Source organism: Amycolatopsis sp. NPDC104587, from assembly GCF_055583645.1.
This window is the reverse complement of sequence record NZ_JBVJNO010000005.1, coordinates 403323-418721: the sequence shown is the minus strand read 5'-3', so window position 1 is coordinate 418721 and position 15399 is coordinate 403323. Positions and strand designations below refer to the sequence as shown.

General features: G+C 70.1%; 11 protein-coding genes. 5 read left to right on the top strand and 6 right to left on the bottom strand.

The window, feature by feature from the left end:
- Nucleotides 1–108 precede the first annotated feature (108 nt).
- Nucleotides 109–3660, bottom strand: a complete 3552-nt coding sequence (locus ACZ61C_RS17450) for a TIR domain-containing protein (protein WP_465307782.1) — start codon at nt 3658–3660, stop codon at nt 109–111.
- A 159-nt stretch (nt 3661–3819) separates the two neighbouring features.
- Here ACZ61C_RS17450 and ACZ61C_RS17445 point away from each other — a divergent pair, with 159 nt between their 5' ends.
- Nucleotides 3820–4560 (top strand): hypothetical protein, encoded by a 741-nt coding sequence (locus ACZ61C_RS17445; RefSeq protein WP_465307780.1) that lies wholly within the window; start codon nt 3820–3822, stop codon nt 4558–4560.
- Here the strand turns inward: ACZ61C_RS17445 and ACZ61C_RS17440 are convergent.
- Both ACZ61C_RS17440 and ACZ61C_RS17435 read right to left on the bottom strand, forming a co-directional pair.
- Entirely contained in the window at nt 4557–5816 is a 1260-nt protein-coding gene (locus tag ACZ61C_RS17440; protein WP_465307778.1) for a helix-turn-helix domain-containing protein, read from the bottom strand. The two genes, ACZ61C_RS17445 and ACZ61C_RS17440, sit on opposite strands and share 4 nt — an antisense overlap.
- 118 nt (nt 5817–5934) lie before the next feature.
- Complete coding sequence (locus ACZ61C_RS17435; RefSeq protein ID WP_465307776.1) at nt 5935–7482, bottom strand: DUF4139 domain-containing protein; 1548 nt, start codon at nt 7480–7482, stop codon at nt 5935–5937.
- Nucleotides 7483–7567: 85 nt separating this feature from the next.
- Here ACZ61C_RS17435 and ACZ61C_RS17430 point away from each other — a divergent pair, with 85 nt between their 5' ends.
- Both ACZ61C_RS17430 and ACZ61C_RS17425 read left to right on the top strand, forming a co-directional pair.
- Nucleotides 7568–9376 carry a Xaa-Pro dipeptidyl-peptidase gene (locus tag ACZ61C_RS17430; RefSeq protein ID WP_465307774.1) on the top strand — a complete coding sequence of 603 codons (1809 nt, stop codon included), beginning with the start codon at nt 7568–7570 and terminating at the stop codon, nt 9374–9376.
- Nucleotides 9376–10050 (top strand): YdcF family protein, encoded by a 675-nt coding sequence (locus ACZ61C_RS17425; protein ID WP_465307772.1) that lies wholly within the window; start codon nt 9376–9378, stop codon nt 10048–10050. The genes ACZ61C_RS17430 and ACZ61C_RS17425 overlap by 1 nt, the downstream gene beginning before the upstream one ends.
- Here the strand turns inward: ACZ61C_RS17425 and ACZ61C_RS17420 are convergent.
- Both ACZ61C_RS17420 and ACZ61C_RS17415 read right to left on the bottom strand, forming a co-directional pair.
- Nucleotides 10026–10667: a response regulator gene (locus tag ACZ61C_RS17420; protein WP_465307770.1), complete on the bottom strand. Its 642-nt coding sequence runs from the start codon at nt 10665–10667 to the stop codon at nt 10026–10028. The genes ACZ61C_RS17425 and ACZ61C_RS17420 overlap by 25 nt on opposite strands.
- A complete protein-coding gene (locus ACZ61C_RS17415; protein ID WP_465307768.1) occupies nt 10664–11779 on the bottom strand; it encodes a sensor histidine kinase in 1116 nt (371 codons plus the stop codon). Before ACZ61C_RS17415 ends, ACZ61C_RS17420 begins: the two co-directional genes overlap by 4 nt.
- A gap of 97 nt (nt 11780–11876) precedes the next feature.
- Here ACZ61C_RS17415 and ACZ61C_RS17410 point away from each other — a divergent pair, with 97 nt between their 5' ends.
- The gene (locus tag ACZ61C_RS17410; protein WP_465307766.1) at nt 11877–12731 is read left to right on the top strand and encodes a M23 family metallopeptidase; all 855 of its coding nucleotides are present in this window, start codon (nt 11877–11879) and stop codon (nt 12729–12731) included.
- 158 nt (nt 12732–12889) lie between these two features.
- A complete protein-coding gene (locus ACZ61C_RS17405; RefSeq protein ID WP_465307764.1) occupies nt 12890–13960 on the top strand; it encodes a DUF4192 domain-containing protein in 1071 nt (356 codons plus the stop codon).
- 291 nt (nt 13961–14251) lie between these two features.
- Here the strand turns inward: ACZ61C_RS17405 and galE are convergent, their stop codons facing one another.
- Nucleotides 14252–15241 (bottom strand): UDP-glucose 4-epimerase GalE, encoded by a 990-nt coding sequence (gene galE / locus ACZ61C_RS17400; protein WP_465307762.1) that lies wholly within the window; start codon nt 15239–15241, stop codon nt 14252–14254.
- Nucleotides 15242–15399: the final 158 nt, after the last annotated feature.

The following is a 15399-nucleotide window of genomic DNA, read 5'->3' as shown; positions in this document are numbered from 1 at the left end:
GAAGGGGGGGGGGGGGGGGGGAAAAAGAAAGGGAGGGGGGGGCTGTCTCGTCTGAGGGGGCCTCCCCTGTGGCTCCCCCCCCGTGGGCCTCCTCCCCCCACCGGGACCTCATGATGTTTCGACTCCGCTCACCGCTTCTCGAACACTCCGTCGTGGATCGGTCGCCAGGATCTCCCGGACCTGCGTGTGTTCCGGCCGATCGGTGAGGGAATCGGCCAGACTGGCTCGGACGATCCGAGCGGGATCACGCGCCAAGGACAACCCGGGCTCCGGTTCTTCAGGCGCCTGAGCCCACAGCACGGCGGCCAGCGATCGGACGTGCTCACTCGCATGGGTCGAGAGGAGTGCAGGCGGTAGATCCTCCGCCGACGAATCCAGAGCCAGCAACGTCCGGACGATGTTCTTCACATCGATCTCGTTCGGGCGGCCGAGCAGGCGGATCGCGTGTTTCCGGACCGCTGCTCGCTGCTCTTCGGTATCTGCCAGGTACGCACAAGCCTGTGCGGCCGTGTCGGCCGTTGCGTGGGGGCCTACGTCGAGCCGCATTGCACTCAACGGATGGCTCGTCGTCGCCATTGGGAGGTCATGTGCACCGACGGCTTGATCCCTGCCAGCCATTGGAAACGTAGCGTCGAAGGCGCGTTTGCGCTCTTCCGGAGACAGATCCGGTGCAAGGCCGGCCAGTTCCTCCAGAACGACTCGCCGGTTGGCTATCCCCGTTGCGGGATCAAGAGCAGACCTCAACAGATCCGACACGAGCTCACTCTTGAGGTCCTCATCCAGAAGAACCGCGGAATGAGCCAGGCAGGTGTCGTAGCTCCACATCGGCATGACACCAGGTCGCGGGCGTTCGCGGTCGAGCACGGCGCGTGCTGCTTTGCCCGCCTGTTCGCGAAGCAGGTCGGTGGCGACACCGATGGCGGCGAGAATGGATCGCGCCCATCGATTTCCTGCCTCGGCAGGATCGAGCAGCACGGCCTTAGCTTGCTCCACCCGATTCTCCAACACCGGCAGGCCGGGCCCCAGCGCCCGTTCGCCGAATTGGTGGCTGAAGATGGCACCTTCGAGCAGTTGCCTGACTGCCACGTCGGCCAGGCTGGAATGCCGTTCGGCGATGCTGAGCAGCAGTCGCGAGTGGTCGCGGTCCGTTTGCCGGTATCGGTTCTCATCATGAGGTAGCCAAGGCGCCGTTGCGGTCAGAACCCGATGCGCTTGGGCTTCGTCCAGACGCGAACAGAGCGCCGCAAGAACCTTCGTTCCGCGCGTGACGAGGTGGCTGAAGAAGGTCTTGCGAGGACCGCCGCCCTCGATCAGGTCCAGGGCGACGATGATCCAAGCCGAGGCGTCATCCTCGTCGAGGAAGTCTGCGACGGCTGCTGCAACTTCGAGTGCTGCGCCTAACTGGCCGGCTGTGCTGCCGCTGAGGGAGACGGGCCAGTCAAGTGCTGCTTCGGGCAGATCGGCGGCCGCCGCCGAGGCCGCCTTCCCTGCTTCCGCCCGAACCAGTTCTCGCAGGCCGGCGAGGGGCTCACCGTTGTTCTTCAGTACGGTGCCGAGCCGCTTGGAAGTCTCGTTTTCGCCGACCAGGTCGGCCCGGATGCAGGCTTTCCAACGCCATTGCGCCAACAGCCTCACCGCGCTCCGGCCCTTGCCCTCGGTCAGACTGCGAAGCGCGCGCTCTTCGAGTGTCGGGCTACCCGGAAGCTGCTGTGACCAGCTACCGTTGCGCAAGTGCTGAGCGGATGGATGCTCTGTGTCTCCAGAGCCGAAGAACACACCCCAGCGCACCCGGAGCCCTCTGAGTGAATAGAGCCAGTCGGCCGCCTCGTCGTTCATTCGTTGAGTGAGCGCTTGCGAGATGGCGTCCCGGTAGCAGTGCACCGCTCCGGCGAACTCGTCCGTGTTCGAAAGATAGCGCGCCTCGCGGGCGAGGATCCACGTTCGTTGCACAGGCGTGAACAGGCGAGCTCGATCGTGCAGTTCCGTCCATTCCCCGGTGACATCGGCAACACACATGCTCAGCCGCACCACCAGAGCCTCTTCGGGCGAACCGCTCGGGTGCAATGGAAGAGACAGGGGAATCAGCCGGTCGAGGCGCTCCTCGAGCACGTCGTGCTCTCGTTCGGCGATCGAGTGTTCGGCCAGGAACACGGCCGCCTCCAGCAGGTAAGGATCGTCTTGCCGCAGGGCATCGAAGGAAGCCGCAAGCTCGCCGGCGCCCAGCAGTCCGGTGAGGACGCGCTCGGCAGCCCGGGCGGCGGCGAGCGCCCGGCCGAACCCGCAATCGCCGGCGTGCCCCTCGTCCGGTCGTTCGAACAGGGGAAGCCTTTCCGTGGTGTCCCCGATCTGGTTCATCGACGTCCACATCAGGCCGAGGCGGACGTCCGCGCCTTTGTCGAGGCAGCCGGCCTCGTCCAGTGCCTTTGCTTGTTTTGACCGGAGGTCTCGCGCATGCACGTCGAAGCCCGCTTGGACGAGGACTTCGGCGGCCCTGCCGTAGCGGCTCGCGGCCCCCAGCGGATCCGTCTTCGCCATCTCGTCGGCCTTGGCGCACTCGTGGTCGATGCCGAGGTGGCGCAGTGGTCCCCGGTTGACGGCGTCGGCGAGGACCTCGTGGTCCGACGGCAAGGCTTCCACCGGAGCGGACTGAGCGGTGGTCGAGTACTTGCTCCGGAACTCGGCCAGCGACCGGCGGATCATCGGGGCGACGGACTGCGCGAACGCGGGTGTCGTGCCGGCCGCTTCGAACGCCGCACGGACGTCGTCCTGCCGCAGTGGAGGGATCCGCAGTGGCTCGGAGGGCAGGTTGCGGCCGGGACCGGTGGGCAGCAGAACGTGGTGACCGCGGTCGAGGGCTGCATCGATGTCAGGGGTGTCGTACCGAGGTACCAGGACGCACGGGCGCGCAACGGCGATGCACCGTGACCAGGCGTCGGCGTCGAACACCAGGATGGCCCGCAGATCCTGCCGCGCTTCGACCGAGAAAACAGCGGCGATGAAGGCCAGGGCCAGTTCCTCGGACTCGCCTTGGACGACGGTGGAGACGGCCGGTCCTGCAGGCAGCTGTCGAACGGCATGAACAACTGCCGAACGGCCGGCCAGCAGGACAGCGGCCGGCAGTGCCGGCTCAGTCTGCTTCGACCACTCCGCCCACCAGACGGTGAGCTCCTGGCTTCCGGGAAGGCGGCCTGCTGCCAGTTCGGGGACGTCGTGGATCAGCTCGGTGACCACCCGCTCGATGTCCTGGGGTGTGCTTCGTCGGTTGATCGGGCGATACTGGTGGTCGAGGAGGCCGCGGATGTCGTCGGGCAGCTGCTCGCGCGCCGGCATCGCCGCGTTGACCAAGAGCGGAACGACTCGCTTTCTCTCGGTCAGGGCTAGCCGGATCTCGCGACGGACCCAGTCTCCCTCGACGTGCAGCTTGCCGAGGTTGACCTCGTCCAGCCAGCGGTCTCCGATGACGACGATCAGCACCGAGCAGTGCGCGATCGCCTGGTCGATCTCGTCGGCGAACAGGCTGCCGGCAGACGCTTCCTGCGAAACGTGAAAGACCTCTTGCTGGCCCAGCTTCGCCTTCAGGTGCTCCGCCAGCAACGCCGCGAACGCCGCCTCGTCCCCGACCCGGTAGTTCACGAAGACGGTGCCTTCAAAGGCGTTCATCAGGTCTCCTCCAGCTCCGGACGGATCAGCTCATGGTTCACGACCGGTGCCCGGCCACGCCATGCTACGGGCGAGTAGGCAACAGGAAACACCTGTCCCTCATCAGGAAACCCCAGGAGACTCGGCAAAGCTCGTCCACGGCTCTCGAAGGAATCCGCTGTGTACTCGAAATCGCATTCCCGGTCGTTGCAGGAAATCCGGCGGCAATGCTTGGTGGTGATTGCCGCCTCCTCTGTCGCGCTCGAGGGCTGGAGGCTTTCCGGCGACCTGCCGGACCGCGCCCTGACCTGGACCGAGCTGGTCGAGCTGGCACAGTCGGCGACGACTTCGCCGGAGGCCAAGGCCGCGATATGGGCGGAAGCCGTCAGACTTGCGCAGACGGACCCGCGGTCCTGGCTGCCGGCAGCCGTGGCATTGATGGTTCCGCAGTTCCTGTTCGCGGTCAGAAAATCAGCCGAAGAAAACGGCCTGGACCCCGACGACGTTGCGGGAGACCTCGTGGTCGGGTTCCTCGAAGACCTACGGGGAGTCGATCCCGACATGCGGAGGCTGTCGGCTCATCTCAAGCGCCTGACCAAGGCGAGGGCGACACGCCCGTTGGACGGTCGCACCGCGGGGTACGGAGCCGTGCCGGCAGTACGTGCGGTCCCGTTGACACCTCCGGCCGGTCACATCGACCTGGTGCTCGCCGAGGCGGTCGCGCACCATTTCCTGACCCGTGCCGAAGCCGAACTGGTGGCCCGAGCGCATTTCGAAGGTCAGCCCGTGTCCGTCGCGGCTCGGGAGCTCGGTTTCCCGCCAGGACAGGGACCGACGGCGCTGCAGCACGCCGGGCGCAAGTTGATCGAGTACCTCGGGGTCGCGGCGAACTGGTCTGTCCGTGCCGGACGTGGGCGTTAGCGAGCCGGCTGTAGGGCCAGGCTCAGTGCCGGCTCGAGCGCGCGCACTTCGGAATGACCGTGCCACCGCCGGAGAGTCTTGGCCAACAGGTGGAGATCGGAGCGAATGGTCGCGGAATCTATGCGTGCTGCGTCGGCGACGATCGCACGCGTCAGTGTGCAGGCCTTGTCCAGTTCACCCGATGCCGCGCACGCCAACGCCCTTCGCGCGCCGAAGCGGGTGCGTGCGCGAACCGCGCCGGGCAGAATCCGGGGTACTTCCCGATCGAGGATCTCGGTGGCCGCTCGCAGTCGGCCCAAGTCGTACAGGCACCACCCGGTCACCACGCCGACCGGGTCCGGGACGTGCGCAGTGCCGATCACCGGCCCTGGCGGCCGATCCGTCGACGCGAGCGCCAGCTGTTCGCGTGCCCGGTCGAGGGCCCGCATGCAGGCATCGTAGTCGCCGGCCAGTGCGTGTCCTTGCGCTTCTCGTTGGGCGGCCAGGCCCAGAATGCGATGCGGCACTCCGCGTTTTGCCTGCGCTTCGCAGGCGAGTGCCACGGTGGCCGCGGCGTCTCCACGGTAGAGCGCGATCAGGCCATGCCGCACGAGCGCATAGCTCGCCACATGGTGGTCGCCCGCGGCGTCGGCGACTTCGGCCGCTTCGTTCGTCCACCATACGGCTTTGTGGTCGTTCCCGGATTCCTGAGCCATCCACCCCGTGTATTCCGCCACGCGCGCGGCGAGGGTTGCCAGGGGGAGGGATGGCGTGCCGCCACTCCGGCCGATCAGTGCACGCAAAGCGTGCGCTTGGGCCGTCACCATGGGAAGAACCGCGGCCGGCGAGGCCACCTGTCCCAGCTCCCGGAGCCCCGCGAAGATCTCGAGGTGACTGGTGAGCTGGTCAGCAGTCTCGACCGGACTGTTTCGGCGAATCGAACCCGGCCGATCGGACTGGCGCGACATCCTGGCCAGAGTGGATTGCCAGGCTTCTTGGCACGCCGCCGGTTCCGGGAGACCTTCCGGAACCGGCGGGGAGACCAACGACGACAATGTCCCCTTCGCGTCGAGTTCAGCGTCGCAACGACGCGCGAAGAGCACGGTGGGGCGTTGGTGCCCGTTCTCGATTTTGCTCAGGTGACTACTGCTGTAGTTGAGGCGGCGGGCGAACGCGTTGAGCCCCAGGCCGTGCTTCGTCCGCAGGACCCTGAGTCGTGGACCGAACTCGTTCGGAAGACCCGATGCGACATGATCGTTCTCGATGTCGTCCGCCATGGTTCCTCCCGGGCGCTGATCGGTCACGCGGATGTTAGGGGAGGCCGTTCCGCCGTTGTTCGGCTTTTCGTGCCATCACCCGCTTGCCGCAAACGATTCGCGCGCCCGGGTGAACCGGTCACTCCCGCCAGCCGGAGAGTTCCACACCCTTCGCGACGTCCACCCGATACGACAACGTCACCACGCCCGTTTCCCCAGGCGCCAACGCCAACTGCCACGTGAACTCACCCAGCGCCGACGTCTCGACCGGATCGGGCGAGGTGCGAACGTCCCGCACCGTGATCGTGTCGTCCCGCGAAACCGGCGCCTGGTCCAGCACCGTCACCGTCGCCGAACGCGGCCCGTGGTTGCCCACCGAAATCCGGTACTCCGCCTCACGCCGTTTCTGTCCGGACAGCGTCGCCTTCGAAGCCGTGCGGCGGACCAGCTCCCGCTCGATCCGGATGCGGTCGTCGACACCCAGGGCCAGCTCCAGGTCTTCGCCCGGCGCCCACGCCTCCAGCGCCGTCGTCCCGACGAACTCCGCGTCGTGGAACACCGAAGCGCGCCCAGGCCGCAGCGCGTGCTCCGATGTGTTGACCACCGTCGCGCGCAGGTACGCCTCTTCGGCCAGGACCGGCGCCGTCACGTAACCCAACGAGGCCGTGAGCGAAAGCTGCGCCAACGTCGTGCGGTGGCCCTGCGCCCCCGATGGGATCTCCACGGGGCGCGAAGGCCGGTACGTCACCGCCGTCGTGCCCTGCTCTACCGCCGCGAACTTGGGCGCCATCGCGGCCGCCGCGAAGCGCATTCGTGAACCCTCCGGGACGCCGCCGCCGGAACCGCCGTACGCCGCCGCCGGGGCGGCTGGGACCGGGTGGACGCGGTCCAGGTACCACGGGGACAGCTCCGGGACCACCACCGAAACCGCCGGCCGCGCCGTCGACAGCGCCAGCTCGCACTCCGGCCAGTCCTCGCCCGTGTGCTGGGTGACCAGCCCGTACGACAGCACCGTGACTTCGGTGCCGCGCACGCGGATGTCGTACCCCGGCTCCCAGCTCGCTCCAGGGACCACATAGGACAGTTCCAGCTCGGCCGACCCGGCCGGGTCCGAAATCTCCAGCTCCACCACGACCGACGTACTGTCCTCTTCGGACCGGGCGCTGTGGGACTCGATCCGGCGGTCGAGCGCCGCCAGGTCCTCGCGCAACCGCGTGATCCGATCCGCAAGAACCCGCCGGGCCTTCAACGCCGAGGCCAGCCGCGAGCCCAGCGCGTCGGTCACCTCGCTGACGCGTGACGGCTCCGCGGTCCCGGCGGCCAGCGCCTTCGCGAAGCTGCCGCCACTGCGCTTCGCGAGCGAAGTCAGCAGATCCACCTTCATCGCTTCGGCCGCTTCGTCGTCGACGACGCCGTCGAGCGTGGCTTGGTCCGCACGCCGTTGTTCGACGAGCTCCCGCAACCCCGCGTCGGCCGGTGCGGCGTGCCGCTCCGTGCGCACGTCGACGCCGGTGATCAGCGCGGGCCCGGTCCCGGTGACGCGCACCGAGCCCGCGTCGAGGGCCAGGGGGAGCCCGGCGAAGGTCAGACGCGGCCCGCCGTCGAGCGGGGCCTTCCCCCGGCGGGTGATCCGGGCCTGCTGCGGGTAGACGGTCACGGCGGCGATCGGCGCTTCCACGGTCGGCATGCCCCCGACGTTAGTCGCTTGACACCCCCTCGGCCCGGACGGAAGTCTCGACAGGTCGTCCGCTTCGCCCGGCTTGGGGGTTTGAGTGAAAGCCGCACGAACCGCAGTCCTGCTCCTCACCCTGGCGGTCCTGCCGCTGACAGCGGTCACCGCCGAAGCCGCCGATCCGCTCGGCCCGGTCTTCACGGGCGGCCAGGCGCAACCCGTGTTCGACCCCGCCGACGTCATCCGCGAGGACGTCTGGGTCACCGCGCCGGTCGACAGCGACCACGACGGCGCCGGCGACCTCGTGCACGCCCAGGTTGTGCGCCCGCGCGCGACGCAGCAGGGCCTGAAGGTCCCCGTCGTCTACCAGGCCAGCCCGTACTACGCCGGCGGAAACGACGTCGCGAACCACGACGTCGACGTCGAGCTGTCCGCGCCCGGCTACGCCCGCGAAGCCGAGGGCCCGCGGGTCGCCGCGCACGGCGTCGGCCCGGCCGCCCCGATCACCTGGCGCTACCAGGACTACTTCACCGCACGCGGCTTCGCCGTTGTCTACGGCGAATCGCTGGGCAGCGGTCTCTCGACCGGCTGCCCGACCACCGGGGACGTCAACGAGACGATCGGTGCGCGCTCGGTCGTCGACTGGCTCAACGGCCGCACGCCCGCCCGGGACGCCGCCGGCGCCGCAGCGAAGGCCGACTGGAGCACCGGCAAGACCGGCATGATGGGCGTGTCCTACAACGGGACGCTGCCCAACGCCGTCGCCAGCACCGGTGTCGAAGGCCTCGAGACGATCGTCCCGATCGCCGCGATCTCCAGCTGGTACCAGTACTACCGCAACGACGGCGCGGTCGTCGCCGCCGGCGGTTACCAGGGCGAGGACGCCGACGTGCTCGCCGAGTACGTCTACACCCGCGAGGACCGGCAGATCTGCCGCTCGGTCATCGACGGGCTGACCCGCGACCAGGACCGCGTGACCGGCGACTACACGCCGTTCTGGGACGTCCGCAACTACCGCAACGACGTCGCGAAGGTGCACGCGTCGGTGCTCGCGGTGCACGGCCTCAACGACTGGAACGTCAAGACCGACCAGGTCGCCGAGTGGTACGAAGCGCTGAAGGCCCACGGCGTCGAGCACAAGATCTGGCTGCACCAGTCCGGCCACGCCGACCCGTACTCGCTGCGGCGCGACGTCTGGCTCGCGACGCTGAACAAGTGGATGTCGCACTACCTCTACAGCGTCGACAACGGCATCCAGAACGAGCCGAAGGCGACGATCCAGCGTGAAGACCTCTCTTGGGTCGACGAAGCCGACTGGCCGGCGCCCACGACGGCCGATGTCCGGGTCTACCCGTGGCCGGGCGGCAAGTCCAAGGGCACCATCGACACGCGCAACCCGGTGCCGGGCTCGGCGGCCGTCGAAACCCTCGCCGACGACTCGTCGAAGACGATCGAGCAGCTGGCCGGCCTCGCGTCGTCGGGCAACCGCCTGCTGTACGCGACTTCGGCGGCGAAGCAGTCCGTACGGCTCTCGGGGACCGCTCGTGCCGACCTGGCGCTGGCGTTCGACCGGCCCGCGGCGAACGTCTCGGCGATCCTGCTCGACCGCGCCCCCGACGGCACGTCCCACGTGATCAGCCGCGGCTGGACCGATCCGCAGAACCGCACGTCCCCCGCCCGCACCGAGCCGATCACGCCGGGCCAGACGTACAAGATCGGCGTCGAGCTGATGCCGAAGGACTACGTCCTCGCGGTGGGGCACCGGCTGGAGTTCCTGCTGGCCTCCAGCGACCACGACTACACGCTGCGTCCGAAGCCGGGTGCGGGGCTGGCGCTGGACCTGACGAAGACGTCGGTGACGCTGCCGGTGACGGGAGGCAAGCCGGCGCTGCGAGCCGCGTTCGGCTGATGCTGCCCGCGCATCTCCACGCCGACGTCCGGACGTTGTGGGACTACCACGACCTGCGGCACCCGGTACGTCGGTCGGACGTCGGCATCGGGCTCGGCAGCCGCGACCCCGGCGTCGCCGTCCACACGGCGGAGCTGTTCCACGCCGGATGGTTCCCGCTGGTCGTCTTCACGGGCGCCAACGCGCCGACGACGGTGGCCCGCTTCCCGCGCGGCGAAGCGGTCCACTACCGCGAGATCGCGCTGGAGCTCGGCGTGCCCGACGAGGCGATCCTGGTCGAGCCCGAAGCCCGCAACACCGGTGACAACATCACGTTCACCCGCCGGCTGCTCGACGAACGAAGGCTTCCGGTCCGGTCGGTGACGCTGGTGTCCCGGCCGTACCAGCAACGCCGTGCGTACGCGACGGCGAAGCGGCTCTGGCCGGACGTCGACATCGTCTGCGCGGCGACGGCGGTCTCGCTCGAGGACTACTTGTCCGGCAGCGAGGACGCCGAGCGGGTGATCGGCATGCTCGTCGGCGAAACCCAGCGGATCACGGAGTACGCGGCGCGCGGGTTCGCGATCCCGCAGCGGGTCCCGACGGGGGTCGAGCGGGCGTTCGGCCGCCTGGTCGACGCCGGGTTCACCCAGCGGCTGATCCCGGCGGCTCAGTCCGCGATGCCCGCCCGGTAGGCGAAGGCGACCGCCTGCGCGCGGTCCCGCAGCCCGGCCTTCGTGAAGAGGTGGTTCACGTGGGTCTTCACGGTCGCCTCGCTCACCACCAGGGTCCGCGCGATCTCGGTGTTCGACAGGCCCGCCGCGATCAGCCGCAGCACCTCGATCTCCCGCGTGGTCAGGCCTTCGACCTCCTTGACCCGCTTGGGTGTGCTGCGGGTGGCCGCGTCGACGAGCCGCCGCTGCAGCTCGCCGTCCACTGTGGACTGGCCGGCGGCGGCCGAGCGCAGCGCCCTGGCGATGGCCTCGGCGTCGGCGTCCTTGGTGAGGAACCCGCGGGCGCCGGCCCGCAACGCGGCCAGCAGCGACTCGTCGTCGGCGTAGGTGGTGAGCACGACGACTTCGGTGCCCGGGTGCTCGGCGCGGATCCGTTCGGTGGTCTCGACGCCGTCGCAGCGCGGCATCCGCAGGTCCACCAGCACGACGTCGGGGTGGTGCTCGGCGACGAGGGCGAGCGCGGTGAGCCCGTCGGCGGCGGCGCCGACCACCTCGACGCCGGGCAGCAGCCCGAGCAGCGTGACCAGGCCTTCCCGGACGACCGCCTGGTCGTCGGCCAGCACGACCCGCAGGCTCACGCCGGCACCGTCAGGTGAATCCGCCATCCGTCCTCCCCCGGTCCGCTTTCGAGCTGTCCGTCGAGCAGCGCGACCCGTTCGCTCATCCCGCGCAAACCGTAGCCTGCCGCGGGCGCGTCCGGCGGGCGCCTGCCCTGGCGGTCGGTGACGGTCAGCGCGACGGTTCCGGCGCCGAAGTCCAGGGTGACGTCGACGTCGGCCTGCGCCGCGTGCTTGCGCGTGTTGGCCAGCGCCTCCTGCACCGCGCGGACCAGCGCGGTGCCGACCGCCGCGTCGAGCTCCCGCGGCTCGCCCTCGACCGTCAGGTCCGCCCGGGCCCCGCTGTCCAGCCGGTACGCGGCCAGCAAGTCCGCGATCGTGCGTTCGACCGGGACCGCGTCCTCGCGCAACGCGGCGACGGCCTTGCGGGCTTCGGCGAGGCCTTCCGAAGCCAGCTTCTGGGCGCGTTCGATCTGCGCGACGGCGTCCGGGCTCGCCTGGTCGCGCACCAGCATGAGCCGCGCGCCCTGCAGGTTCAGCGAGAGCCCGGCCAGCGAGTGCGCGAGGACGTCGTGCAGCTCGCGGGCGATCCGGGCGCGTTCGGCCAGCGCCGCCGCGCGCGCGTGCTCCTCGGTGGCCGTCTGCGCACGGGCCAGCGCCAGCTCGGTCTGCTCGACCCGGGCGTTGCGCGTCCGCCGGTTCAGCCCCATGAGCACGATCACGGCGAGGACCGCATAGGTCGACAGGGCGCTTTCCCAGACGTCCTGGCGGGCCACCCAGACTGTGGTGATCAGCGCGGCGTCCAGCACGACCGCCAGCACGACCGGCACCGTGGACTGCCGCAGCACCACGAAGAACGTCGTGCTGAACATCGCCACCGTCGCCCAGCTGCCCGGCAGGACCACCCACAGCGCGCCCGTGCTCGCGATCACGGCGAGCGAGAGAACCGCCGACAGTGTCCGGGCACCGAGGTCGGCGATCCACGGCATCGGGGTCGCCAGGACGAGGGTGATCCCGATCAGCGCCCAGGCGAGCGCAGTCGCCCGGGGCATCGCGGTGACCGTCGGCACCGCGATGAGCCCCCAGCGCAGCCAGCCCTGCGCCGAGGGGAACGGGAGTCGTCGGGATGTCATTCTTCGGTGTCCTCCGCGGGATCCTTGTACGGAAAATGTACCGACGCGGGCTTCCCTTCGTGGTGTCAAGCTGTCCCGTTTGTCAGGAGGTTCCCCCATGTCCAGGTTGCGACGGCTCGCCGTGTTCGCCGCCGCCGCGGCGCTGCCCGCGCTCGGCCTCACCCTCTTCGGCCAGGCTGCCGCGTCGGCCGCCCCCAATTTCCAGGTCCCGTTCAAGTGCGGCGTCACGGTGACCGCGGCGACGTTCAGCGGCCACAGCCCGGAGTACTCCGTCGACTTCCAGAAGTCGGGCATCACCGGGATGCCGGTGCTGGCGGCCGCTTCGGGCACCGTGACGCGGGTGGCGAACGAGGGCAGCACCAGCTACGGCAAGTGGATCGAGCTGGACCACGGCGGCGGCTGGCGCACCCGGTACGCGCACCTGTCCGACCAGGAGGTCTCGGTCGGGCAGTCGGTCGCCGGTGGCAAGGAGATCGGCAAGGCGGGCGCGACCGGCGGGGTCACCGGCCCGCACCTGCACTTCGAAGAGCGGCTCGACGGTGTGGTGCAGAAGGCGAAGCTCAACGGCGTCGCCGTGCCGTACTACGGCCACACGGACTTCACCAGCAAGAACGGCTGCGGCGGCAACCCGTACTCCGCCGAAGAGGTCTGCGGCGCCGGCTTCTCCGTCGTCGACCAGCAGGCGCTGGCGAACTCGTCGGGCACGGCCTACCTGCTGTACAACGCGTCGACGAAGGCGAACTGCGTGACGACGCTGAAGGCGACGTCGCTCGGCACGGCCAGCCCGGTTTCGGCGTTCCTCGAGGTCCAGGGCTCGGCGCGGACCACCGACTCCGGCAGCTTCACCTACTACGCCGGACCGGTGAAGAAGACCGCCGAAGCGACCTGCGTGAAGTGGGGCGGCTCGGTGGGCAGCAACACCTACGAAAGCGGTTTCGAGCACTGCGGCTGAGCGGGACCGGCCGGTGGGGCCGGGCAGCATAGCCCGCCCCACCGACAAGAACCCGCCGTCCGGCCGGTTCCCGCCCGGTTCCGTCCACATCGGTCCCGGCGATCCACAGATTTGCCGCCACCGCCCCAGCCGGCCCCGTGCTGCCCCACGCTGGAGGCATGACCACCGCCACCCCGGCCGGCCGCACGCCGGTCGACCTCACGGAGCCCGCCCAGCTGCTGGCCGCGCTCCCGTACCTCGTCGGGTTCCGGCCCGAACGTTCCGTCGTCCTGCTCGGCCACCGGGCCCCGGCGGGCAACCGCCTGGGCCTGGTGCTGCGCGGCGACCTCCCGCGCGCCGAGCACCGGACCCACCAGGCCCGCGCGCTCGCCCCGAAGTTCGCCACGGGGGAGCACGCCGGCGTGACGCTGGTGATCGTCGGCGGCCGGCGAAGACCCGGCAGCCCGCCACCGCACGCGGGCTTCGTCGACGAACTGGCCGAAGCGCTGGGGGAGTTCGGTCTCCCGGTGCTGCACGCGATGTGGGCCGAGGAGATCACCGAAGACGCGGCGTGGGGCTGTTACGCCGACGAGGAGTGCGGCGGCACGCTGCCGGACCCTCTCGCGACCGTGGTGGCAGCGGCGGCCACCGAGCGCGGCACGGTGGCGTTCGCCAGCCGGGACGAGGTCTTGGCCCTGCTCGCCCCGCGGTCACCGGAAGCGCTCGACCGCCGTGCTTCCCGGCTGGCGCAGCTGTCTTCGCTGCCTTGGCCGGAGGTGAGCTGCGTCTCCGACGCGGCGTCGGAGATTCGCGCGGCGTTCGAGCGCCAGCTCCGCGATGACGGACCCCCGACGGACGAGGAAGCCGTCCTCCTGGCCTGCGCGCTGACGATCCCCGAGATCCGCGACGTGTGCCTGGCGATGGCGGTCCCACCCGACGTGCCGGCGGCCCGCGAAGCCGAGCGCCTCTGGCTGACGCTGGTCCGCGAGCTCCCGGCCCCGGAACGCGCGGAACCGGCGGCCCTGCTGGGGTTTTCGGCCTTCATGCGTGGCGACGGCACCTTGGCGGGCATGGCCCTGAACATCGCGCTGGAGGCCGCGCCGGGCCACGTCCTGGCCACCCTCCTGACGAGGGTGCTGAACCGGGGCACCCCACCGGAGGTGCTGCTGGGCCTGACGCTGGCCGCCGATCCGGGTCTCTCCGGCTTCGGCCTGGATCCTGCGGACCTGGACGCCTGTGAGACGTCCTGAGGCTCAGCTGGAACCGGGCGGTCGCCCAGGAGGACGCCGTGCACGAGCCGCACGCGAAGTTCTCGGACCGCGAAGTTCTCGGACCACGGGGTCGAGGTGCCCCGCGGCCGCATCCGATGACGGGACCGCAGTTTCCGCGACGCAGGAGCCAAAGCCACACGGCGAAGCCCCGCTCCTCAGCTCGACCTGCGGGAGCTCTTCGGATGTCTTCTCGCAGTGGGCGCGGGACAGCCTGGCCGGACAGCACGCTCACCAGGCCGTGCGGCCTACCGCGCCCGGGCGCGGATGCACTCAGCCCCGGGCGGTCTGCCGCGACTGGGCGAAGGCCCAGGCGTCACGCACGATGTGCGTGAGCTCGGTGCGTTCCGGCTTCCAGCCCAGCTCTTCGCGGGCCCGGTCGCTGGCCGCCACGAGCACGGACGGGTCGCCCGCGCGGCGCGGGGCCACCGCCGCCGGCACCGGGTGCCCGGTGACCTCGCGGCAGGCCTCGATCACCTCGAGGACGGAGAAACCGGTGCCGCTGCCGAGGTTGTAGATGCGGTGCTCACCCGCGGTCGCGTGCTTCAGCGCCAGCTGGTGGGCATCGGCGAGGTCTGCGACGTGGATGTAGTCGCGGATCGCGGTGTGGTCGGGCGTCGGGTAGTCGTCGCCGAAGATCTGGATGCGCTCGCGGTCGCCCGAGGCGACCTGGAGAACGAGGGGAATGAGATGGGTTTCCGTGGTGTGGCGCTCGCCGAAGGCGCCGTACGCGCCCGCGACGTTGAAGTAGCGCAGGCTGACCGCGGCCAGACCGTGGGCGACGGCGAAGCTGGTGATCGCCGCGTCGATCGCGAGCTTCGTGGCGCCGTAGGTGTTGGTCGGCTGCGTCGGCGCCGACTCCGGGATCGGCGACTGCTCCGGTTCGCCGTAGGTCGCCGCGGTCGAGGAGAACACGAGCCGGGGCGTGCCGTGCTCGTGCATGGCCTCGAGCAGCCGCAGCGAGGTGACGACGTTGCCTTCCCAGTACTTCGCCGGCTCCGCCATCGACTCGCCCACCAGCGACTTCGCCGCGAAGTGCAGCACGCCGTCAAAACCCTCGCGCAGCAGGCTGCCCGCCACCTCGGCGGCGTCACCCTCGATGAACCGCGCGTCCGGGTGGACGGCATCGGCGTGGCCGGTGGACAGGTCGTCGACCACGGTGACCTGGTGCCCGGCCTCGATCAGCCGGGCGGCGCAGACACTGCCGACGTACCCCGCTCCGCCCGTCACGACCAGCTTCAGGGCGTTGCTCTGCTCCGACACATCCAGGCCTTCCTGCCGAGGGTGACTGTGCGCGACAGTCTTCCCCTAGGGCGACGCGGGGGGGCGGGGGGGGGGGGGCCCCCGGGGAAACGAGGGGGTACCAGAACTTGGGTAGCATGTGTAGCGGGGGGGGGAGGGAGGGGGGAGTCCGCGGAGCC

What these genes read in the sequence shown, in the direction of transcription:
- ACZ61C_RS17450 (WP_465307782.1), bottom strand. Translation starts at nt 3,660, where the DNA reads ATGAACGCCTTTGAAGGCACCGTCTTCGTGAACTACCGGGTCGGGGAC.
- ACZ61C_RS17440 (WP_465307778.1), bottom strand. Translation starts at nt 5,816, where the DNA reads ATGGCGGACGACATCGAGAACGATCATGTCGCATCGGGTCTTCCGAAC.
- ACZ61C_RS17435 (WP_465307776.1), bottom strand. Translation starts at nt 7,482, where the DNA reads ATGCCGACCGTGGAAGCGCCGATCGCCGCCGTGACCGTCTACCCGCAG.
- ACZ61C_RS17425 (WP_465307772.1), top strand. Translation starts at nt 9,376, where the DNA reads ATGCTGCCCGCGCATCTCCACGCCGACGTCCGGACGTTGTGGGACTAC.
- ACZ61C_RS17415 (WP_465307768.1), bottom strand. Translation starts at nt 11,779, where the DNA reads ATGACATCCCGACGACTCCCGTTCCCCTCGGCGCAGGGCTGGCTGCGC.
- ACZ61C_RS17410 (WP_465307766.1), top strand. Translation starts at nt 11,877, where the DNA reads ATGTCCAGGTTGCGACGGCTCGCCGTGTTCGCCGCCGCCGCGGCGCTG.
- ACZ61C_RS17405 (WP_465307764.1), top strand. Translation starts at nt 12,890, where the DNA reads ATGACCACCGCCACCCCGGCCGGCCGCACGCCGGTCGACCTCACGGAG.